The 21,016-nt window shown below is 61.2% G+C and carries 18 protein-coding genes; 7 read left to right on the forward strand and 11 right to left on the reverse strand.

The window, feature by feature from the left end; all coding sequences use genetic code 11:
- Nucleotides 1-30: 30 nt before the first annotated feature.
- The 8 genes from radC to SFU85_13910 all read right to left on the reverse strand — a co-directional run bounded on the left by radC (nucleotide 31) and on the right by SFU85_13910 (nucleotide 7,562).
- On the reverse strand, nucleotides 31-720 hold the full coding sequence (radC, locus tag SFU85_13875) for a DNA repair protein RadC (protein ID MDX6767866.1): 690 nt from the start codon (nucleotides 718-720) through the stop codon (nucleotides 31-33).
- A complete protein-coding gene (gene hflX, locus SFU85_13880) occupies nucleotides 653-1,993 on the reverse strand; it encodes a GTPase HflX (protein ID MDX6767867.1) in 1,341 nt (446 codons plus the stop codon). Before hflX ends, radC begins: the two co-directional genes overlap by 68 nt.
- Nucleotides 1,990-2,898, reverse strand: coding sequence for a tRNA (adenosine(37)-N6)-dimethylallyltransferase MiaA (gene miaA, locus SFU85_13885; protein MDX6767868.1), 909 nt, complete (start codon nucleotides 2,896-2,898; stop codon nucleotides 1,990-1,992). Before miaA ends, hflX begins: the two co-directional genes overlap by 4 nt.
- Nucleotides 2,899-2,934: 36 nt before the next feature.
- Complete coding sequence (locus tag SFU85_13890) at nucleotides 2,935-4,935, reverse strand: ATP-dependent helicase (protein MDX6767869.1); 2,001 nt, start codon at nucleotides 4,933-4,935, stop codon at nucleotides 2,935-2,937.
- Nucleotides 4,914-5,636 carry a 1-(5-phosphoribosyl)-5-[(5-phosphoribosylamino)methylideneamino]imidazole-4-carboxamide isomerase gene (hisA, locus tag SFU85_13895; GenBank protein MDX6767870.1) on the reverse strand — a complete coding sequence of 241 codons (723 nt, stop codon included), beginning with the start codon at nucleotides 5,634-5,636 and terminating at the stop codon, nucleotides 4,914-4,916. Before hisA ends, SFU85_13890 begins: the two co-directional genes overlap by 22 nt.
- A 63-nt stretch (nucleotides 5,637-5,699) precedes the next feature.
- On the reverse strand, nucleotides 5,700-6,647 hold the full coding sequence (locus SFU85_13900; GenBank protein MDX6767871.1) for a YHYH protein: 948 nt from the start codon (nucleotides 6,645-6,647) through the stop codon (nucleotides 5,700-5,702).
- A 67-nt stretch (nucleotides 6,648-6,714) separates the two neighbouring features.
- Nucleotides 6,715-7,179: an SRPBCC domain-containing protein gene (locus tag SFU85_13905; protein ID MDX6767872.1), complete on the reverse strand. Its 465-nt coding sequence runs from the start codon at nucleotides 7,177-7,179 to the stop codon at nucleotides 6,715-6,717.
- Nucleotides 7,176-7,562 carry a metalloregulator ArsR/SmtB family transcription factor gene (locus SFU85_13910; protein ID MDX6767873.1) on the reverse strand — a complete coding sequence of 129 codons (387 nt, stop codon included), beginning with the start codon at nucleotides 7,560-7,562 and terminating at the stop codon, nucleotides 7,176-7,178. The genes SFU85_13905 and SFU85_13910 overlap by 4 nt, the downstream gene beginning before the upstream one ends.
- A gap of 114 nt (nucleotides 7,563-7,676) precedes the next feature.
- Between SFU85_13910 and SFU85_13915 the strand changes: the two genes are divergently transcribed.
- The gene (locus SFU85_13915; protein MDX6767874.1) at nucleotides 7,677-9,242 is read left to right on the forward strand and encodes a hypothetical protein; all 1,566 of its coding nucleotides are present in this window, start codon (nucleotides 7,677-7,679) and stop codon (nucleotides 9,240-9,242) included.
- A gap of 260 nt (nucleotides 9,243-9,502) precedes the next feature.
- On the opposite strand, the gene SFU85_13920 is transcribed toward SFU85_13915, so the two are convergent.
- From SFU85_13920 to SFU85_13930, 3 genes are read right to left on the reverse strand one after another with little or no spacing between them, the layout of a single operon-like run.
- Entirely contained in the window at nucleotides 9,503-10,903 is a 1,401-nt protein-coding gene (locus tag SFU85_13920; protein MDX6767875.1) for an NAD(P)(+) transhydrogenase (Re/Si-specific) subunit beta, read from the reverse strand.
- The gene (locus tag SFU85_13925) at nucleotides 10,900-11,241 is read right to left on the reverse strand and encodes an NAD(P) transhydrogenase subunit alpha (GenBank protein ID MDX6767876.1); all 342 of its coding nucleotides are present in this window, start codon (nucleotides 11,239-11,241) and stop codon (nucleotides 10,900-10,902) included. Before SFU85_13925 ends, SFU85_13920 begins: the two co-directional genes overlap by 4 nt.
- A gap of 2 nt (nucleotides 11,242-11,243) precedes the next feature.
- Nucleotides 11,244-12,398: an NAD(P) transhydrogenase subunit alpha gene (locus SFU85_13930; protein MDX6767877.1), complete on the reverse strand. Its 1,155-nt coding sequence runs from the start codon at nucleotides 12,396-12,398 to the stop codon at nucleotides 11,244-11,246.
- Between the two features lie 175 nt (nucleotides 12,399-12,573).
- Between SFU85_13930 and gatC the strand changes: the two genes are divergently transcribed.
- The 6 genes from gatC to SFU85_13960 are packed head-to-tail and all read left to right on the forward strand — an operon-like array spanning nucleotide 12,574 to nucleotide 20,545.
- A complete protein-coding gene (gatC, locus tag SFU85_13935) occupies nucleotides 12,574-12,864 on the forward strand; it encodes an Asp-tRNA(Asn)/Glu-tRNA(Gln) amidotransferase subunit GatC (GenBank protein MDX6767878.1) in 291 nt (96 codons plus the stop codon).
- Nucleotides 12,865-12,868: 4 nt separating this feature from the next.
- The gene (gene gatA / locus SFU85_13940) at nucleotides 12,869-14,317 is read left to right on the forward strand and encodes an Asp-tRNA(Asn)/Glu-tRNA(Gln) amidotransferase subunit GatA (GenBank protein MDX6767879.1); all 1,449 of its coding nucleotides are present in this window, start codon (nucleotides 12,869-12,871) and stop codon (nucleotides 14,315-14,317) included.
- A 35-nt stretch (nucleotides 14,318-14,352) separates the two neighbouring features.
- Nucleotides 14,353-15,795 (forward strand): Asp-tRNA(Asn)/Glu-tRNA(Gln) amidotransferase subunit GatB, encoded by a 1,443-nt coding sequence (gatB, locus tag SFU85_13945; GenBank protein MDX6767880.1) that lies wholly within the window; start codon nucleotides 14,353-14,355, stop codon nucleotides 15,793-15,795.
- A 47-nt stretch (nucleotides 15,796-15,842) separates the two neighbouring features.
- The gene (locus SFU85_13950; GenBank protein ID MDX6767881.1) at nucleotides 15,843-17,558 is read left to right on the forward strand and encodes an ATPase, T2SS/T4P/T4SS family; all 1,716 of its coding nucleotides are present in this window, start codon (nucleotides 15,843-15,845) and stop codon (nucleotides 17,556-17,558) included.
- 2 nt (nucleotides 17,559-17,560) lie between these two features.
- Nucleotides 17,561-19,234: a GspE/PulE family protein gene (locus tag SFU85_13955; protein ID MDX6767882.1), complete on the forward strand. Its 1,674-nt coding sequence runs from the start codon at nucleotides 17,561-17,563 to the stop codon at nucleotides 19,232-19,234.
- Between the two features lie 15 nt (nucleotides 19,235-19,249).
- Entirely contained in the window at nucleotides 19,250-20,545 is a 1,296-nt protein-coding gene (locus SFU85_13960; GenBank protein ID MDX6767883.1) for a type II secretion system F family protein, read from the forward strand.
- The last annotated feature ends 471 nt before the right edge of the window (nucleotides 20,546-21,016 follow it).

A 21,016-nucleotide genomic window follows, 5' to 3' on the forward strand; every position in this document is an offset into this window, starting at 1 on the left:
CGCCGGGATACTCAAAGGTTCATCAAAGGTTCAAAGGTAGCCGGCTTCCTTGAAACTGTAATAGCCCGCACGCTGCGCGGTGGGTTTTCCCAGAATGATGTGGTCGACCAGATGGACCTGCATCGTCCGGGCCGCTTCTTTCAGGCGGAGGGTGAAGTCCAAATCCGCATTGCTCGGTGAGGGATCTCCGCTGGGGTGGTTGTGCACCAGCACGATGCCATAGGCCCGGTTCAGGATCGCCACTTCCAGGACATCCCGCGGGTGGGCCGTGGTTTCATTGACCGTGCCCCGGCTGATTTCTTTTTGTTCCTTGAGGTGCAACTTCGCGTTCAGGCACAACACCCGCAAGCTTTCGTAGTCCAATTGCCGCATCTCATCCCCGAGGCAGGCCTGGACCAGGGAGGGGCGGTCCATGGGAATTTCTGTGTGCAGCGATTTGGAAAAGCGCCCGGCCAGTTCGAAAGCCGCCTTGATGTGGGTGGCCTTGGCCGGGCCGATACCCTTGATCCGGGCCAGCTCCCGCACATCGGCCCGGGCCAGCCGGTCCAAGGTCTGGTACTGGACCAGCATTTGCTCGGCCAATTGCAGGACCGAGGTCCCTTTCAAACCGGTATTGAGCAGGATGGCCAGCAATTCCGCCGTCCGCAGGCTTTCAGCCCCCCGGTTCCACAACCGCTCGCGCGGCTTTTCTCCTTCGGGGAGTTCTCGGATCAGGCTCACGTTCAGCGACAATATAGGGTTTTACCTTGCCTTGCAACATCGGAGGGATGTGGGCGGTGAGGATGGCGTCATTGGCCTCATAGGTGACGGCGGTGACCCGTCCGGTGCGGTAAAGTTCGGCGATGAGGGCGGATTCGGATTGGGGGATGCGCAGGCGCATTTCCATCCGCCAAGCCCGGAGCATCCCCTCCAGCTCCGCATGGAGTTGGTCGATCCCCTGCCCGGAGAGGGCGGAAACGGCCACCGCGTGCGGGTATTCCTGGATCGTCCGCTCGATGTTTCCGGACAACTCCAGGCGGTCAATCTTGTTGAACACCAGAAGGGTTTGCTTGGCATCGGCCCCGAGCTGCTTGAGCACCTGCTCCACCGCCTCCATTTGATCCTTGAACAGGGGATAGCTGGAGTCGACGACATGGATCAACACATCGGCTTCCTGTACCTCCTCGAGGGTGGCGCGGAAAGAATCGACGAGATGGTGGGGCAGTTTCTGGAGAAATCCGACGGTGTCGGTCAGGAGCACTTGTTGCTGGTTGGGAAGATAAAAGCTGCGCACCGTCGGATCCAGCGTAGCGAAGAGCTGGTCGGCGGCGTAGATGTCGGAATCCGTCAGGCGGTTGAGCAGGGTGGACTTACCGGCGTTGGTGTAACCCACCAGCGCGCAGATGGGCCAGTGGTTGCGGCGGCGTCCCTCACGCTGGATGGTGCGGTGCTTGCGCACTTCTTCCAGGTCCCGCTCCAGACGGGCCAGACGTTCCTGCACCCGGCGACGGTCAACTTCCAACTGGGTTTCGCCCGGTCCCCGGGTACCGATGCCACCGGACTGGCGGGAGAGGTGGGTCCACATCCGCGTCAGACGCGGGAGGAGGTATTGCAGCTGTGCCAGTTCGATTTGCAACTTCCCCTCCCGCGTGCGGGCACGCTGGGCGAAGATGTCCAGAATCAGCTGTGTTCTGTCCAAAACTTTTTTAGTGAAAAGCTTCTCCAAGTTGCGCGCCTGGGCCGGACTGAGTTCGTCATCGAAGACAATCGACTGGATATTGTGGCGCTTGACCAGCTTGGCCGCCTCCTCGGCCTTGCCCTTGCCGATGTAAAACGGAGCGGTGGGCCGTTCCAGCCGTTGGACCACTTGGTCGACCACCACCCCCCCAGCGCTGCGCACCAATTCACCCAGTTCTTTCAGCGATTCGTCGATGCGGGAACGGGAATCCTCCGGTGTTTCCAACGCCACCAAAAGGGCGCGTTCCGGACCGTCCACAGGTTCAACTTCAATCATGGGCACGCAGGCGGAAGGTCGCGCACCAGAGTGCGGGCGATGCTTGGGGGATCAGAACGCTCATCAAGCTCAATACACTCCAAATTATTCTCCCTCCGTAACCATGTCAATTGTCTCCGCGCGTATTGGCGGGTGCGTGTGACGATCTGGTCACGGACGTCCTTCGAATCCCCCCCGTTGCGGCACCAAGCAGCCACTTCGGCATAGCCCAGGGCATGCGACGAGGAACTGCCCTCCCATCCCGGAATCTCCAACAGGCGCCGTACTTCATCGGGCCACCCCGCCTCCCACATGGCCCGCACACGCGCGGCAATGCGTTCGTGCAGACTTTCGGCGGAACGGAGCAACAGACAAGCCCTCCCCTCCGGAACCAGGGCCCGCACCGGATCGGCCTGCCAGGCACTCAAGGGCCGTCCGGTTTGGCGGAATACCGCCAATGCGCGCACGATTCGCCGCGGATTGGACAAATCCGCCCCGGCGGCCCAAACCGGGTCCACCCGGAGGATTTCCTCCCGCAAGGTTTCCAAATCGAGCGAATCCAATTCCGCCCGCACCCCGGGCTCGGTCGCCGGGGCCTCCGCCAGACCCCTCGTCAAGGCCCGGTAATACAAGCCGGTCCCTCCCACCCAGATTACTGGACGCTTTTCTCTTGATAGGAATTCCGCAGCGTGGCGCAGGTGTTCGGCCACGCTGTAGTCATCGCAGGGACCGGCCAGGTCGAAGAGGGTGTGCGGTACGTCCGCCCGTTCCCCGAGAGTCGGCTTGGCCGTGCCGATGTCCAATCCACCATACACCTGGAAGGCATCCAAATTGGCCACAACGCCACCGGTCTGTCGCGCCAACTCACGGGCCACCGCGCTCTTGCCGGAGGCCGTGGGGCCGAGGATGAACCAGTGGCGGGTCATGTCGCCTGTTTCACTCCGTAGCTACGCATCCGCGCATCAAAAGGGCTGGTCGACATCGCCATGCTCCCACGCATTCTCCCGGCGGATGGTCCAGACGTTGCACAAGCTCCGGGGGAATTCCGTCAGAAAACGCGACGGCTTCTGCCAGGTGTCGCCGTAATTGCCCCCGGATCGGATCTGCGGGTGGGTCAGGTAAAGTTCCTCCCTGGCCCGGGTGACGGCCACGTAAAAGAGACGGCGTTCTTCCTCCTCACCTTCTTCGCTCTCGGTCGAGCGCGAGGAAGGAAAGAGCCCGTCGCAGAGCATGATGACGAAAACCGCCCGCCACTCCAGGCCCTTGGCCTGGTGTATGGAGCTGAGCTTGACCGCCTCATCGTCCCCCATGGCCATGCCGCCTGGCTCGGCATCGACATTGGTCATCAAGGAAAGCTGGGCCAGAAACTCGGAGCATTCCTCGAACCCTCCGGAAAACTCCTGCAACTGGCGGATGTCCTCCATGCGGTTTTCATAGTTGGGGTATTTGGCCTTGAGGTAATCTTCGTAAAAGGCATCCAGGGCCATCTGGATCAATCCGGCAGGCCGGCTGCACGCCACCTCTGCCCCAAGCTGTTTCTGGGTTTCGGCCCACTGCTTCCACAAGGTCGCGGCCTTGGCCGGCACTTTGAGCGAAGACCATTCCGCCCCGCCGCTGATGGCGTTCCACAACTTGTGGGCCGTGGTCGAACCGATGCCGGGCAACATATGGGCGATGCGCTTGAAGGAAACCTCATCGCCGGGGTTGACGGCCAGGCGGAGAAAAGCGGCCACGTCCTTGATGTGGGCCTGCTCAAAGAAGCGCAGGCCGGAGGTGATCTGGAAGGGGATGTTCCGGCGGGTCAGTTCCATCTGCAGTTCCATCGAGTGGAAATGCGAGCGGTAGAGGACGGCAATATCGTTGAGTTCAATCCCCTCCTCGCGCAATTCCAACATGCGCTGGGCGACAAACTCCGCCTGCTGGCGGCTGTCATCCAGCGCGACCAGGGCCGGCTTGACCCCGGAGTCCAGGACCGGGCGCAATTCCTTGGGAAACTGGCGGGTGTTCTGGCCGATGGAGGCATTGGCCAGCGAGAGGATTTCGGGCGTGCTGCGGTAATTCGTCTCGATGCGGATGACCCGCGCCCCCGGATGGCGGTCGGGGAACTTCATGATGTTCTCGAAATTGGCCCCGCGCCAGGAATAGATGCTCTGGGCATCGTCCCCCACCACCATGATGTGGTGGTGGGCCGCACCGACCAGGTCGACAAAGTTGGCCTGGATCAGGTTGGTGTCCTGGTATTCGTCAACCAGGATGTGCTGGAAACGGTTCTGGTAATTCTGGCGGATCGCCTCGTGGTCTTGGAGTAGCTTGTAAGGCAAAGTCAGCAGATCGTCGTAGTCGACGCTGTTGGACTTGCGCTTGCGTTGCTCGAAGAGCCCGCGGACCACGCCGATCTTGTCGGTGAACTCGGAGAAGTAGTCGTAGTTCTGCTCCAACACCTGGGCCAGGGTCCTTCCGGTGTTGGCGGCCAGGCTGAAGATCTCCACCAGGACTTCCGCCTTGGGGAAGCGCTTTTCCTTGGTGTCGATCCCAGCGTCGGCCAGGCAGGCCGCCATGAGGTCCTTGGCGTCTTCGCGGTCAAGGATGCTGAAACTGGGCTGGAGTCCGGCTTCCAAGGCGTGCCGGCGGAGGATCTTGTGGCCGACATGGTGGAAGGTCCCGCCCCACATGCGGGAAATGTCATGCGGGAGGAGGTCACCCACTCGGCGGAGCATTTCCTTGGCGGCCTTGTTGGTGAAGGTGAGGAGGAGGATGCGCTCGGGATCGACCCCGTGTTCAACCAGATAGGCCACGCGGTAGGTCAGGGTCCGGGTCTTGCCACTGCCCGCCCCGGCAATGACCAGCACCGGTCCCGGGGCGGCACTGACGGCCTCGAATTGCTCCGCGTTCAGCAAGCCGGCGTAGTCGATGGTCGGCGCCGCACTGGCAGCATGGGGCTTCAGGGTGTATTCGAAAGACATTGGGAGAGGGTGAGTTTGCCGTCGTAAAGGGCCTTGCCGACAATGGCACCGTAAAGTCCATCAATCGTGCGCAAAGCTTCGACGTCCTGCAATGATCCCACACCTCCGGAGGCAATCAACTGGGCCTTCGGGATCGTCGCCCGCATGGCCCGCTGGGCCGCCAGGTTCGGCCCCTGCAACATGCCATCGGTGGAAATGTCGGTGTAAATGACGGTGCCCACGCCGAGGTCGGTCACTTGGCGCGCCAAGTCGAGGGCGTCCCACGTCGACACTTCCACCCAGCCCTTGATCGCCACCTTGCCGTCCTTGGCGTCGATGCCCACGGCCAGTTTGTCCCCACCGAACGCTTCCACCGCCTCGCGGATGAAGTCGAGGGACTCGCAGGCCTTGCTGCCGATGATGGCGCGGGCCACCCCGGCGGCGAAGACCTGCTCGAGAGCCTCCATCGTGCGCAGGCCGCCCCCGAGCTCGCACGGGATGGCCAGGGCCGCACAGATGGCGCGGACCGAGGCGATGTTTTTCAATTCACCGGTGAAAGCTCCATCCAGGTCGACGAGATGGAGATAGGAAGCGCCCTGGTCCTGCCATTGAAGGGCCATGGCAGTGGGATCGGTGTGGTAGACAGTTTTGCGGTCGGCCCGGCCCTGTTCGAGGCGCACGACCTGTCCGTCCATGAGATCAATCGCGGGGAGGATCAACATCCGGAAAGGATTGAAAAGATCCGGGGCAATGAACAGGAAAAAGCGGCGCGGTTTCGGACGTTTTCAGAGAGGCCCGCCGGGAGGACGCCGGCCGGGAAATCCTCCGGGTCCGCCCGGTCCACCCGGTCCACCCGGAGGGCGGTGGCTGAAACTGTCATCCGGGGTCCCATGGAAAAAACGGGGGATGAAGGGAAACGTCTCGGTCAGAACATAGTAATAGGTGCCCTGGGGAAATTCCGGGGTGACGCCGGTGCGCCCGTTGCAGGCGTCCAAATCCCCGGAACCCTCCTTGTATTCAAAATCGACGGCATACATACCGTCGGGCTTTCCGCCAGGCCCCTCATCGCCATCGGGACGCTTGTCGGTTTTCAATTGATAGGAAGACCTCATCACCGCCATACCGCTCCCGGCATCCCCCGCCTGACGATAGGCCCAGGGCCCGTAAACCGGAAAGCCATCGGCCGCCCAACCGACCAGGACCATGGTCCCCCGGCCCTTGAGTTGGTCGATCAGGCCATGGGGAATTCCGTGATAGTGGTAGCTTCCGTCGGGCTGGACATGGGCATTGCTGGCGTCCAATCCCAGACGCCCCCTGCCGCCGACAATGGCTTCCTCGTTCCAGACCGATCCCCGGATGCCACGCCAGAATTCCGCCGTGCCGGGATCAAATTTGACCCCATTGACCGCGACGCCGAAATACGAAGGACGGACCGGACGTGGAGCAGGCTGCTTTTTCGGACTCAGGGGAACTTCGAAATGATAGGTCTGCGGCCGGATGGTATTGGGGTTCCCGGGGCCGGGGAAGCGACCGGTCTCGTGGTTGGGCAACCCGTTGGATTCAATGATTCTTTTGCCCGCTTCTTCCCTGATCGATACCAGGCTCTCCGGCAGCCCGGCGGCGATGGGTTCGGCAAAGACGGGCGTGCGTTCTTCCCCGTGATCCTCATGAGCCGGCAGGCCCATCGAACCCATGAAAAAAACACAACCTAGGAAGCATTTCAGCAAGGACATGACCATGAAACTCCGGTCCGGCGGAAAAGTTGCCGCCGGACCGGAGTGGGGTCACGTTTGAATGCGGTCAGCCCAGTGAGGCCACCAGTTTCTCGAGGCTGCCATTCCAGCCATGTTCGTGGCGGCCCTGACTGGGTTCGCTGGGGAATCCACTGTGGGTCAGCCTCAATTCCGTGCCTGCGCCGGATTCGCGACATTCCACTGTGACCGTGGATTCAATTCCGATCCAATCGGGATCGCCTTCCCAGGTCCAGGTGAACACGATTTTCTCCGGAGAGTGGATTTCCCGGTAAACCCCGGCCACGGTGTATTCCGCCCGCACCTGGGGATTTTCCATGTCGGGACAATTCAGGATCATGCGGTAGCGTCCGCCGGGCCGGAAATCCACCTCGCCGCGAATCTGGCAATCCGATCCGGGGCCGAACCAGGGTTGCATGGCTTCAAGCGAGGAAAAGGCGGCAAATACCCGCTCGCGCGGTGCGTGGATCTGTCGCGTGATTTGCAGGGCCTGGGGAGTGGTGACGGTTTTCATGGGTCTTTTTTCTTTCGTTTGGGTTTTGGGGGTGGGGGCGAAGAAGGAGAAACGGGCATTTCCAGGGAACAGGCCAGGCGGTCGAGGCTTCCCTCCCAAAAGCGGCGCTGCTTTTCGATCCAGTCCACGGCTTCCTGCAGAGGGGCGGGCTGGAAACGGAGGCGATGTGTGCGTCCCTCAATACGGCGCTGCAGGAGCCCGGCTTCTTCAAGCACCCGGAGGTGCTTGGAAACACCGGGGAGCGACATGGCCTGGGGGGCGGCCAGATCGCACACCGTCGAATCCCCCAGACGAAGCCGGGCCAACAAATCACGCCGCGTCGTATCCGCCAGCGCGGCGAAGACGCGGTCCAGTTGCTTTTCCTTGAGAGGGGATGCTGTCATGGATTTTTTATTTAACCTTTTGGTTTAATATATCAAGCGTATTCTTTTTTCCCTGTCCGATGGGTTTGCGTTGGAATGCCCCGGGCCGGGGCCTACTCTCGGAGGGGAAGCACCATGGAATCCGGCCCCCAACCCACCGCATCCGAAGTCTACGCGCGCTACCGGGCCTTCAGCCGGGAACGGTTGCGGGAGGAATCCATCCCCCGCTTCAACCGGCTCGAAGGCCGTCAACGGCTGGCTGAAGTCGGCCTGGTGCGAGCGGTGGGCGCGGTCTTTGGCGAACACGGAACCACGGCAGAAAAAAAAGAAGCCGCCGCCTGGCTGCTCGGTTTGTTGACCGATCCCGAGGAAAAAATCAGGCGCTACGCCATCAACGCACTGCCCAAGCTGCGACCCGGGCCGGAAGCTGAAAGCGCCCTGCTGCGTCTGCTGGAAACCAGTGCTTCGGAACGGGAGACCACCGCCGTGCGCGAAGCACTGCACAAGATCGGAGGCACGGCCACCCTCCATGCCATGGGCGACTCCGCCCCGGTGCGCGTCCGGGCCAACATCGCCCGCCAGGAACATCCCGGCGGTGTGGTCATGGATCGCAATCTGGCGGATTTCCGCAGCCTGCGCATCCACCTCCGGGGCCGCCGGGGATTGGCGCGCTTCGTTTGTGAGGAACTACAAGACCAGGTCCGCACCCGGGGCCGGTTCCAAATCATCGACCAGGACAAGGGCCTGGTCGCCCTGCGCCCGCTCTCCCCGTTTTCTCTCGGCGACCTCACCAGCCTGCGCTGCACGGGCTCGGTGGGTTTCGTGCTCGGGCTGGTGAAGGAAAAAACCGGAGCGCCCCGCATGGAAGCCCTGGCCCGGGCCATCGCTTCCCCTTTGACCCGGCGCATCCTGGCCGCCTTCCACGACGGTCCTCCGCGCTACCGCTTGGCATTCATCGACGACAAAGCAGAAAGTTCGCACGTTCCGGAAATTGCCGCCCGGGCCTATGCCCTGCATCCCGGCTTGCTGAATGACTCGCAGCAAGCCCCTTGGGCGATGGATGTCCATGAGACCCGGGTGGGGGCATCGCTTGAACTTCGCCCGCGTTTCTCCCCCGATCCGCGTTTCGCCTACCGGCTTCACGACGTGGCCGCAGCCTCGCATCCACCGCTGGCCGCGAGTCTGGCCCGTTGGGCCGGTCGCCCGGGCAAACCCGAACGGGTCTGGGATCCCTTCTGCGGATCGGGCCTGGAATTGATCGAGAGCGGATTGTTGGGTGGCGTATCGGAACTCCATGGCAGCGACCTGAGCGGGGAAGCGCTGGTCCATGCCCGCGCCAATCTGGCTGCCGCCGGACTGGTGGGCATTCGAACACATTTCAACTGCTGTGACTTCCGGGATTACCCGAAAAAAGCAGGAATCCCACCGGGTTCATTGACCCTGGTCATCTCCAACCCACCCCTGGGCCGGCGCATCCGCATCCCCAACCTGCGCGGGCTCATCCACGACCTATTCCTTGCCGCCGACCGCGTGCTTGCACCCGGCGGGCGGCTCATCTTCACCAACCCGGTGAAGATCGATTGCCCGGTCCCGTCCCTGCATCTCGAAGAGCGGCTCGTCGCCGACCTGGGCGGGTTTGATTGCCGATTGGAAAAGTACGTCAAAGCCGGGCTCAGCAACCGAATGGCCCACCTGCCGTGATCCGGATCACTCTGTTTTTTCCCCGACGATCCAGCTTCTTGAATGCCAACTCAGCCTTCAGTGCCTTGGATTTGTTTTTCATCGGCCAACTGCGCCTCAGCCTCAAAGGCCCCCTCCCCCGGGTGTAGCGCGCGCCCCGTCCGGTACGGTGCGCGGACAGGCGCTTGGGAAGATCATTGGTGATGCCGCAGTAAAGCGACCCGTCGCCACAAAGCAGCACGTAAAGGACCCAGGATTTTTTCCCGGTCCGGCGCGGGGGTCTAGTGGCCGCTTTCTTCGCCCGCGAGGGCCTTGGCGATCTCGCCGGTGACTGCTTTGGCATCGCCAAAAACCATCAACGTCTTCTCGTTGAAGTAAAGGTCGTTTTCGATCCCGGCAAAGCCCGGGTTCATGCTGCGCTTGATGGCCAGAACGGTACGGGCCTTGTCGGCCTCGATGATGGGCATGCCGTAGATCGGGCTCCCTTTGTTGCTTCTGGCCGCGGGATTGACGACGTCGTTGGCCCCGATGACCAGGCAGACGTCGCATTGGGGCATGTCGGGATTGATCTCGTCCATTTCCACCAGATCTTCGTAAGGGATGTCGGCCTCGGCCAGGAGGACATTCATGTGCCCCGGCATGCGTCCGGCCAAGGGGTGGATGGCGAATTTGACGCTGACGCCTTTTTTGGTCAGGTGATCGTAGATTTCGCGCACACGGTGCTGGGCCTGGGCCACGGCCATGCCATATCCGGGGACGATGACCACGAGGGAGGCGTTTTCCATCAACTCGGCAGCGTCCTGGGGGGTGGCGCTCTTGACCGTGCGCTGCTCGGCGGCGGCGGCGGTGCTTTGGACCTGGCCGAAGGCTCCGAAGAGGACGTTGGTGAAGCTGCGGTTCATGGCCTTGCACATGATGATGGAAAGGATGAGGCCGGAAGAACCGTCGAGGGCACCGGCGGTGATCAGGAGCTTGTTGTCGAGGACAAAGCCCATGGCCACGGCGGAAAGACCGGCGTAGGAATTGAGCAGGGAAATGACCGTGGGCATGTCAGCGCCACCGATCGGGATGATGAGGAGGACGCCGAAAACCAGGGCCAATAGAATGACCACGGGGAAAAGCAGGTGGAAACGCTGGAAGTCCCACATGAGCAATCCACAGCAGGTTATGGCAGCCACCAACAGGAGGCCATTGATCAGGTTCTGATTGCGGTAAGTGATGGGGCGGGAGGGGATGACTTCCTGGAGCTTGCCCGCGGCCATCAGACTGCCGGTGAAAGTGAGGTAACCCAGGAGCACCTCGGCACAAAGGGCAAAGATGACAAAACGCGGTGTCTCGTGGCCCGTTTCACCCGCAAGGATGTAAAACTTGGCCGTGCCGACCAATCCCGCGGCCAGGCCACCGAAGGCGTGCGAGAGGGCCGTCCGCTGGGGCACGGCCGTCAGGGGAACGCGGGAAAGCGGCACCCCGATGAGGATGCCGAGAACCACCGCCAGGGTGATCCAGACATAGTTGGAAGCGATGATACTGGGATCGGCCAGGGTACCCGCGATGGCCAGACCCATGCCCAAAACCCCGGCCAATACGCCCTTGCGCGCGCTCTTGGGGTCGTTCATCCAGCGCAGGGAGAAGACGAAGAGGGCGGTGGCAATCAGGTAGGCCACCTGGATGGCGGTGGTCACGGCTTCTTGCCCTCCCGTTGCTTGAACATCTTGAGCATGCGGTCGGTGATGAGGAATCCGCTGACGATGTTGGTCACCGAGGCGGTGATGGCAACCAGGCCGAGGAGGTTGATCCAGGATTCATGGTCACGTCCGGCCACAAGGATGGCTCCGACCACGGCGATGGCGGAGATGGCATTGGTCAGGGACATCAACGGTGTGTGGAGCAGCCTGGAAACGCGGGCGATGACCTGAAGCCCGACGAACGTGGAGAGGAGGAAAACAAAGAGCAATCCCATGTAATCCGCGCCAACGGTTTCCGCCATGGGCCAAAGGTGGGTGAATACGGGTATGGACATGGTTAGGTTGTTTTCAATGCCGGGAGCCCGTAACGGGACCGGATGTCGGGATGGCAAATTTCCCCGTCGAGGGTCAGAAGACAGCCCCGGATGATTTCATCGTCCAAGCGCAACCGGATGGATTTGGATTCCTTGTCCCAACTGTGCTCGATAAATGCCTGGATGTTGCCGGCCAGAACCTGGCTGGCATGCACGGGCACCCTTCCGGGAAGAGCGGGAAGAGCGACCACTGTCACCCCACCGGCCAGGGTGGTCTGGCCAGCGGCTGCCCCCTCGACATTTCCTCCGCTCTCGACGGCACCATCGACCACGACGCTGCCGGGTTTCATCGCGGACAGGATCTCCTTGGTGATGATGACCGGGGCCTTGCGCCCGAACACCTGTGCGGTGGTGATGACGACATCCGACTCGGCACAAACTTTTTTCAAGGCCTCGCGCTGGCGGGCCAGTTGGTTTTCATCCAGGGCCTTGGCGTAGCCCCCCGAAGTTTGGCCGGTCTCGCCGATATCAATTTTCACAAAGGCGGCGCCGAGTGACTTGACCTGTTCTTCGACCACCGGACGGGTGTCGTAGGCCGAAACTTTGGCTCCGAGACGCCGGGCGGTGGCAATGGCCTGGAGTCCGGCCACCCCGGCCCCGACAATCAGAACCTTGGAAGGCGTGAGGGTGCCGGCCGCTGTCATCATCATGGGAAGGATCTTGGGCAGATGATTCGCCGCCAATAGAACCGAGACATAACCCGCCAGATTGGCCTGCGAACTGAGGACATCCATCTTTTGGGCCAACGTGGTGCGGGGAATCATTTCCAGGCTGACCGCACGGATGCCTGCCTTGGCCAGGGTCTCCACCCCGGATTGGTCGTTGAAGGGATCCAGAAAACTGACATGAAGGGTACCAGCCTTGATGTTGGCCAGATCCGCGGAACTGGGCTTGCGGAAACGGAAGATCGCCCCCGCGGTTTCCAGGCCCTCTGATCGGGATGCAAAAAGAGTGGCCCCAGCTAGGCGATAGCGTTCATCTCCCCAACCCAAGGACGACCCAAGTCCCGATTCCACCCCGATCTCCGCTCCGTTTTTGACCAGTTTGGCCACCACTTCGGGAGTGATCATCACCCTGTTTTCTGACGGGTCCGTTTCGCGTGGAAAAAAGAGCCTCATCCCTTCTTAGAATCTATGTGGCCCCGCCGCCCCATGGCAATCGCGAAGTCCCTGAATACGCCAGTGTCACAACTTATCATCCGGGATAACCCACGGATTAGAGGAAGGAATGACCCCACACAAAAAATGCGTTAAATCACTTGAGGCAGCCCTTGCACAGGTCTAAGAACTTTACGTGAAAACGAATGGCATCCAAGTGGCGTATGTGGCCGGATTGGCGCGACTCAAGCTCACCCCGGACGAAGAAAACCTTTTCCAGACCCAACTTGGCAACATCCTCGACTACGTCGCCCAACTCAATGCCGTCGACACCTCCTCGGTCCCCGACCACCCCATCGATCCCCATCTCCCGGTCAACGTCCTCCGCCTCGACGAGGAACGCCCCAGCCTGAGCCGCGAAGCCTCGCTGCAAAATGCCCCCAAGCAGGCCGACCACCTGCTGATCATGCCCAAAATCGTCGAGTAATCCCATGAGTTTGTCCTCTTCTACTATCGCCGCCCTCCGCCGCAACCTCCAAGCGGGCAGCACCACCCCCACGGCCATCGTCCAAGACCTACTGGCACGCATCGAGGCTGTGGACCCGAAAGTCCAAGGCTACCTCCGGGTCGACCGGGAATCCGCCCTCCAGGCCGCACAAAAGGCCGACCTCTCCAAGCCCCTCGGCGGCATCCCCATCGCCATCAAGGACAACATCAACGCCCTCGGCGAAGGTTGCACCTGCTCGTCGAAAATCCTGCAAGGCTACAAGTCTCCCTACGACGCCACCGTGGTGCGCAAACTCCGCGAAGCCGGTGCCATTCTCCTCGGCCGCACCAACATGGACGAGTTCGCCATGGGATCCTCGACCGAGCATTCCGCCTATCAAAAAACCCGCAACCCCTGGAACCTCGATTGCATCCCCGGGGGAAGCAGTGGCGGCTCCGCCGCCGTCGTCGCCGCCGATGAAGCCATCGCCGCCCTCGGTTCGGACACCGGCGGTTCCATCCGTCAACCGGCCGCGCTCTGCGGATGCGTCGGTCTGAAACCCACTTACGGACGGGTCTCCCGCTACGGCCTGGTCGCCTTCGCCTCCTCCCTCGACCAAATCGGACCGCTCACCAAAACCGTGGAGGATTCCGCCCTCCTGCTCAATGTTCTGGCCGGTTACGACCCCATGGAGAATACCAGCCGCCCGGTCGCCGTCCCCGATTACACCGCCAAACTCAATCTGCCCATCAACGGCCTCCGTGTCGGCATTCCCCGTGAATACTTCGCCGAGGGCATGGACAAGCAAATCGAAGCCTCCATCCGCAAGGCCATCGACTGGTATACCCGTCAGGGAGCCGAAATCGTCGACGTTTCCCTCCCCCACACCTCCGCGGCCATCGCCGTCTATTACATCATCGCCACCGCAGAAGCTTCGGCCAACCTCGCCCGCTTCGACGGGGTTCGCTACGGCCACCGTTCGACCGACGCCGCCGACCCGATATCCGTTTACAAGAATTCACGCGCCGAGGGCTTCGGCCCCGAGGTCAAACGCCGCATCATCCTCGGCACCTACGTCCTCAGTTCCGGCTACTACGATGCCTACTACAACCGCGCCCAGAAAGTGCGCCAGCTCCTGCGCCGCGACTTCGAACAGGCCTTCGAAAAGTGCGACGTCCTCCTCACGCCCACCTCGCCCGGTCCGGCCTTCAAGTTTGGCGAAAAAACCAACGATCCGCTCCAAATGTACCTGGCCGATATTTACACCATCGCCGTCAATCTGGCCGGCGTTTGCGGCCTCTCCCTCCCTTGTGGATTCACCTCCTCGGGCCTCCCCATCGGCCTGCAATTGATCGGCCCCCATTTCGGCGAAGAAACCCTGCTGCGCGCCGGACATGCCTACGAAACCGCGCATGAATGGGTCAAACAACGCCCGTCCATTGCTGTGCCTTGAAACTTAACCCTTAAGACTAAATAGTTAAAAATTCGATGTCCTACGAAGCCATCATCGGTCTGGAAGTGCACGTCCAGCTCAAGACCCGTTCCAAAATGTTCTGCGGCTGCCGCAATGAATACGGTGGGGCCACCAACACGCACACCTGCCCGGTTTGCCTCGGTCTCCCCGGTGCCCTGCCAGTCCCCAACGCCGAGGCCATTGAACGCACCGTCCTCACCGGTCTGATGCTCAACTGCCGCATCGCCGAAATCTGCAAATTTGACCGGAAGAATTACTTCTATCCCGACATGCCGAAAAATTACCAGATTTCGCAGTACGACATGCCCCTCTGCGAAGGCGGCCAAGTGGTCCTTGGCAAGTACGCCTTCCCCAAGGAAACCCAGAAGGAACCCATTGCCTCCGCCCGCAAAGCGGTGCGGTTGACCCGTATCCACTTGGAAGAAGACGTGGCCAAATCGCAGCACTTTGAGGTGACCAGCGGCATTGACTTCAACCGCGCCGGCACCCCTTTGATGGAGATCGTCACCGAGGCCGATCTACGCTCGCCCGAGGAGGCCTTCGCCTTCCTCACCACCCTGAAGCAGATCCTCATCCACGGCGGGGTCAGCGACGCCGACATGGAAAAGGGCCAGTTGCGCTGCGACGTCAATGTCAGCGTCCGCCCGGTCGGCCAGGAAAAGTTCGGCACCAAGTGCGAGGTGAAAAACATGAACTCAATCAGCGGGGTCCGCCGCGCCCTGGCCTATGAGATCGACCGCCAGATCGGGGTGGTCTCATCCGGAGGCACCATCCGCCAGGAAACCCGCCGCTGGGATGACCCCGCCGGACAAACCCAGCTCATGCGTGTCAAGGAGGACGCCCACGACTACCGTTACTTCCCCGATCCCGACCTGCTCCCCGTCCGCACCACCGAAGGAATTCTCGACCGGGCCCAGAAGCGCCTGCCCGAACTGCCCGAACAGATGAAGCTCCGCTTCATGAACACGTACAACCTGGGTGAATACCAAGCCGAAGTCCTGGTCGCAGACAGCCTACTGGCGGCCTACTTTGAAAAAGCCGCTGCCGGCGCAAAAAACCCGGGAGCGGTGGCCAATTTCCTCATCAACGACTTCCTCGCCACCGGCCCCGACCTCGCCACCGTCACTCTCCCGGCCAACTACTTCGGGGATCTCTCCAACCTCGTCGAAGACGGCAAGATCAACTCCAAACAGGCCAAGGACGTCCTCGCCGACATGCTCGCCTCCGGTGAAAAGCCAAACGCCATTGTGGAGAAAAAGGGCCTGGTCCAGGTCAGCGATTTGGGCGAACTCGAGGCCATCTGCGATCAGGCCATCGCCGCCAACCCCAAGAGCGTCGAGGACTACAAGGCCGGCAAGACCGCCGCCATCAACGCCTTCAAGGGCTTTGTCATGAAGGCCACCAAGGGCCGGGCCAACCCCGCCGTGGTGGATGAAATTTTACGCAAAAAACTGTGATTATCCTTGGCAGGTAAAGAGCGCCTTTCTAACTTTTGGAACACAAGATGGCGCCGAACGACGATTACATCCTTGAGTTGTTGGTCAATTCCGGCTCCCTCACCCAGGATCAGGCGCTGCAGGTGCGCCTGGATGCCGCCAACAACCACCGTTCCGCCTTCGATGAGATAGTCTCCTCCGGCCAGGCCAGCCGCAATGACATCCTGCAATTGATGGCCACCGACTGCGGGATGGAGTTTTCACCCGAAATCGAACACCTCCATCCCGAGGCCGTGGCCCTGCTGAAAAAATCCCAGGCCCGCCACTACGGCGTCATTCCGGTTCAACGCTTCCCCCACTCCATCCAGGTCGCCATCCCCGACCCCATGGATTTCCAAACCCTCGACGCCCTCCGCTACCTGATGAAGACGGAGATCGAGCCCATCGTCGTCCCCAAGGAGAAAATCGAGCAGGCCATCGCCACCCACTACGGTGCCACCGACGAATCCGTCGACGCCCTCATCAACGAATACGGGACCGACGAGGAATTGTTGGTCAAGGGAGACCCCGCATCCGCCGGGGCGGTCGAGGAAACCGAGGGCGGCGAAGGCGACGCCCCCATCATCAAGATGGTCTACGGCATGATCATGGATGCCTTCCGGCTCAAGGCGAGTGACATCCACATTGAGCCCTTGGAAAAACGATTCCGCCTCCGCTACCGCATGGACGGGGTACTCCAAGAAATGCGCGACCCGCCCAAGCGCCTCCAATCCGCCATCCTCAGCCGCATCAAAATCATGGGCAATATGTCCATTGCGGAAAAGCGCCTGCCCCAGGACGGACGCATCGCCCTCGCCATGCAGGATGGCAGTTCCATTGACCTCCGTGTTTCCAGCATCCCCACGGTCCACGGCGAATCCATCGTCATGCGTATTCTGGACAAGACCAGCCTCACCCTCGGCCTGCCCGAGCTCGGATTCTTTTCTGACGACCAAGCCCTGATGGAACGGATCCTCGGCCTGCCCGACGGCATCTTCCTCGTCACCGGCCCCACTGGTTCCGGGAAGTCCACCACCCTCTACGCCTGCCTCAACACCCTCAACAAACCTGACCGCAAACTCATCACCGTCGAGGACCCGGTCGAGTATGAACTGCCCGGCATCAACCAGGTTGCCGTCCGCCACGACGTCGGCATGACCTTCTCCTCCGCCCTCCGTGCCATGCTCCGCCAGGCGCCCAACATCATCATGGTGGGGGAAATTCGCGATCCCGAGACCGCCCAGATCGCCATCAACGCTTCGCTCACCGGCCACTTGGTCTTCAGCACGCTCCACACCAACGATGCCCCCAGCGCCGTCACCCGCTTGGTCGACATCGGCATCAAACCTTTCCTCGTCTCTTCCTCGGTCCGCGCCGTCATGGCCCAGCGCCTCATCCGCAAGGTTTGCAAAAACTGCGCCCAGGCCTACAGCCCGAGCGAGGTCGAGCTCCGCGCCATGAATCTGGACGCCTCGCGCCTGGCCGAGGCCAACTTCCGCCACGGCCACGGTTGTGACATTTGCCGCGGCTCCGGCTACAAGGGCCGCAATGGCATTTTCGAAATCTTCATGGTCGACGACGAAATCCGCGGCCTGATCAACGACCGCGCCAGTGTCTCGGTCATCCGCGAACGTGCCCGCGACCTCGGGATGCGCACTCTGCGCGAGGACGGCATCCGCAAGGCCGTCGCCGGCGTCACCACGCCCGAGGAAATCATCTCCGCCACCATGGGGGACAAGGACTGACCATGGACGCCCACCTCCTCACTTCTTTCCTCGCCGACCACGGCCTCATCCGCCCGGAACAAATGCAGGACCTGCTCGAGGAGCACCAGCGCTCGGGCAAGGCCATCGAACAGATCATCGCCGATTACGGCATCCTCTCCGAAAACGACCTTCTCCAACACATCGCGAACTACCTCGGCCTGCAATACGTCGATCTCTCCGGCGCCCACTTCACCCCCGAATTGCTCGCCTCGATCCCTCCACAGACCGCCCGCATCCATGGCGCCCTCCCCGTGGCCTACGACCAGGACAGCATCACCGTCGCCCTCCTCGACCCCCTCGGCCAGCAGGCGGTCGAGGACATCCGCTTCGCCACCAACAAGACCATCCACGTCATCGTCTGTCCCCTCGGCCAGGTAAGGGAGAAAATCACCGAATTCTATGGCAAGGAGGACGCCGCCGTCGACGACCTCCTCTCCCAGTTGGCCGGTGAAGTCCAAGAGGGTGTCGAGGCCCTCGATGACGTGGGTTCCGCCGCCAACAGCGCCCCCATCGTCAAGTATGTCAACACCGTCATCGCCAAAGCCATTCAAGCCCAGGCCAGCGACGTCCACTTCGAGCCATTCGAAAAAGAATTCAAGATCCGCTACCGCGTTGACGGCGCCCTCTACGAAATGGCCCCCCCGCCCAAGCGCCTGGCCCTTCCTGTCATCTCCCGCATCAAGGTCATGTCCGGTCTGAACATCGCTGAACGCCGCATCCCACAGGATGGGCGCATCCAGACCACCCTGGCCGGAAGACAGGTCGACCTCCGCGTCTCCACCCTCCCGACCCAGCACGGGGAAAGTGTCGTGCTTCGCGTCCTCGACCGCTCGGTCGTCAACCTTGATCTGGAAAGCCTGGGCATGCCCGATGCCATCAAGACCTACATCGAGGCCACCATCGAGAAACCCCACGGCATCTTCATTGTCACCGGCCCCACCGGCTCCGGAAAGACGACCACGCTTTACTCCTGCATCCGCAAAATCAACACCATCGACACCAAGATCCTCACCACCGAGGACCCGGTCGAATACGAACTCGAAGGCATCATGCAGGTCCAGGTCCACGAGAGCATCGGACTGACCTTCGCCCGCGCCCTCCGTGCCTTTCTCCGTCAGGACCCCGACCGCATCCTCGTCGGTGAAACCCGCGACCTCGAAACCGCCCAGATCGCCATCCAAGCCTCGCTCACCGGGCACCTCGTCCTGACCTCGCTCCACACCAACGACGCCCCGGGCGCCATCACCCGTCTCATCGATATGGGCGTCGAACCCTTCCTCATCTCCGCCACACTCGAGGGTGTGCTCGGCCAACGCCTCATCCGCAAGGTTTGTCAGAAATGCAAAACCGCCTACGAACCCTCGGAAAGCGTGCTTGCGCAAATCGGCCTGACCGCGCACGATGTCGGGGACAAGTCGTTCTACTACGGAGAAGGGTGCGAAGTTTGCAACAACACCGGCTACAAGGGTCGCAAGGGGATCTACGAACTCCTCGACATCAAGGAGCCCATCCGGCAGTTGATCAACGAGCGCGCCCCCACCGTGGTGGTCCGACAGAAAGCCATTGAACTCGGCATGACCACTCTCCGCCAAGACGGACTGCGCTGCATTTTTGATGGTGAAACCACCATCGAAGAAGTGATAAAGTACACCTAATCACCCCCCACTCCCATGCCCACTTTTTCTTACACTGCGGTCGATTCGGCCGGACAACAGAAATCCGGAACCGTCAGCGCTGCGAATGCGCAGGATGCCTCGGCCCAAATCAAGGCCCAGGGCCTTTTCCCCACCACGGTGGTGGAGGGCGTGCGCACGGGTGGAGTCACCGGTCCTGGTGAAGGCACAAAGGCCGCCAAGGGCGGAGTCTTCGGCGCACCCAAGGTCAAGGCCAAGACCTTGATGATTTTCACCCGGCAGCTCGCCACCCTCATTGACGCCGGCCTTCCCCTCCTCCGCAGCCTCCGCACGCTGATGAAGCAGGAGAAGCACGTCGGCCTCAAGGCGGCGATGGTCAATCTCTCCGACTCCGTCGAAAGCGGGAACACGTTCTCGGAAGCCCTGGCCCAGCACCCCAAGATTTTCAACAAGCTCTACGTCAACATGGTCAAGGCCGGTGAACTCGGCGGGGTTCTGGAAATCGTTCTGCGCCGACTGGCCGAGTTCCAGGAAAAATCCCAGAAGATCCGCGGCAAGGTCATCGCCGCCCTCGTCTACCCCGTCGTCGTGCTTTGCATCGCCGTCGGCATCCTCGCCTTCCTCCTCCTTTTCATCGTTCCGAAATTCGAAAAAATCTTCAACGACATGCTCAGCGGCCGCGCCCTTCCCGGTCTGACCCAGTTCGTCATCGACGTCAGCCGCTTCGTCCAATACCTCGTCTGGCCGCCGTCCGTAAGCCCCGGCGCCCTCCCCATCCCCTATCTCCCCATCATCATCGTCGCCCTCGTCGTCGGCTACAAACTCTTCTCCGCCACGGCCGCCGGCGGCATCGTCCTCGACCGCTTCAAACTCAAGATGCCCATTTTTGGCGATCTCCTGACCAAGACTTCCATCGCCCGATTCTCCCGCACGCTCGGCACGCTGGTTTCCTCCGGCGTTCCGATCCTCCAAGCCCTCAGCATCACGAAAGAAACGGCCGGCAACGTCGTCATCGCCGACGCCCTGACCAAGGTCCACGAAGCCGTCAAGGAAGGGGAATCGATGGTCGCTCCGCTCGAGGCCAGCGGCCTCTTTCCGCCCATGGTCATCAGCATGATCCAGGTCGGTGAGGAGACCGGTCAATTGCCCGACATGCTCACCAAGGTGGCCGATGTCTATGAGGAAGAAGTGGACGTCGCCGTCGCCGGTCTGACCTCGCTCCTGGAACCGGTCATGATCGTCTTCCTGGCTGTGGTCGTGGGTACGATCGTCATCGCCCTCTTCCTCCCGCTTGTGAGCATCATCTCCAGTCTGACCGGCGCCGCGGGCTGATCTCGTTTCTCTTCCAGCCCTGGTGCTTGTGCTCTCCCAAAAAGAGAGCCCGAGCAGGAGCATGTGGCAGGCTGAGGCGTAAACGAGATAAACTGGTGCACTTCCGGTTTTGATAGAATCAATCCGGGTTCCCAAGGTGGAGCGGGCCGCTCCACCACATAAATGGAAATGTCTCCAGTCAAACCGGAATGGCTCTAAAGCGTTTTGCGTTTAATCTGCTAATCGTTCTCATACTCTTTCTCATTCTCGTTCTCTCATGGATGGAGAGAACGAGCACGAGAGCGAGTAAGAGAAACGATTGGGAATTGCCGCCCATTGAATGGGAAGCGCTCTAGAGCAATTCCGGATTAGATAGGCACAATAGACTGTACAATCCCTGTCCGATGCCGTACCAAACTGGGGATGAACCCATTGAGTGCAGATTTAAGGAAGCGGATCATTGCAGCGCGTAAAAAAGGCCACCGTATCGTC

Source organism: Candidatus Methylacidiphilales bacterium (assembly GCA_033875315.1).
Taxonomy (GTDB): domain Bacteria; phylum Verrucomicrobiota; class Verrucomicrobiia; order Methylacidiphilales; family CAZTYG01; genus JANRJG01.

What these genes read in the sequence shown, in the direction of transcription:
- hflX (MDX6767867.1), bottom strand. Translation starts at nt 1,993, where the DNA reads ATGATTGAAGTTGAACCTGTGGACGGTCCGGAACGCGCCCTTTTGGTG.
- miaA (MDX6767868.1), bottom strand. Translation starts at nt 2,898, where the DNA reads ATGACCCGCCACTGGTTCATCCTCGGCCCCACGGCCTCCGGCAAGAGC.
- SFU85_13890 (MDX6767869.1), bottom strand. Translation starts at nt 4,935, where the DNA reads ATGTCTTTCGAATACACCCTGAAGCCCCATGCTGCCAGTGCGGCGCCG.
- hisA (MDX6767870.1), bottom strand. Translation starts at nt 5,636, where the DNA reads ATGTTGATCCTCCCCGCGATTGATCTCATGGACGGACAGGTCGTGCGC.
- SFU85_13900 (MDX6767871.1), bottom strand. Translation starts at nt 6,647, where the DNA reads ATGTCCTTGCTGAAATGCTTCCTAGGTTGTGTTTTTTTCATGGGTTCG.
- SFU85_13905 (MDX6767872.1), bottom strand. Translation starts at nt 7,179, where the DNA reads ATGAAAACCGTCACCACTCCCCAGGCCCTGCAAATCACGCGACAGATC.
- SFU85_13910 (MDX6767873.1), bottom strand. Translation starts at nt 7,562, where the DNA reads ATGACAGCATCCCCTCTCAAGGAAAAGCAACTGGACCGCGTCTTCGCC.
- SFU85_13915 (MDX6767874.1), top strand. Translation starts at nt 7,677, where the DNA reads ATGGAATCCGGCCCCCAACCCACCGCATCCGAAGTCTACGCGCGCTAC.
- SFU85_13925 (MDX6767876.1), bottom strand. Translation starts at nt 11,241, where the DNA reads ATGTCCATACCCGTATTCACCCACCTTTGGCCCATGGCGGAAACCGTT.
- SFU85_13930 (MDX6767877.1), bottom strand. Translation starts at nt 12,398, where the DNA reads ATGAGGCTCTTTTTTCCACGCGAAACGGACCCGTCAGAAAACAGGGTG.
- gatA (MDX6767879.1), top strand. Translation starts at nt 12,869, where the DNA reads ATGAGTTTGTCCTCTTCTACTATCGCCGCCCTCCGCCGCAACCTCCAA.
- gatB (MDX6767880.1), top strand. Translation starts at nt 14,353, where the DNA reads ATGTCCTACGAAGCCATCATCGGTCTGGAAGTGCACGTCCAGCTCAAG.
- SFU85_13950 (MDX6767881.1), top strand. Translation starts at nt 15,843, where the DNA reads ATGGCGCCGAACGACGATTACATCCTTGAGTTGTTGGTCAATTCCGGC.
- SFU85_13955 (MDX6767882.1), top strand. Translation starts at nt 17,561, where the DNA reads ATGGACGCCCACCTCCTCACTTCTTTCCTCGCCGACCACGGCCTCATC.
- SFU85_13960 (MDX6767883.1), top strand. Translation starts at nt 19,250, where the DNA reads ATGCCCACTTTTTCTTACACTGCGGTCGATTCGGCCGGACAACAGAAA.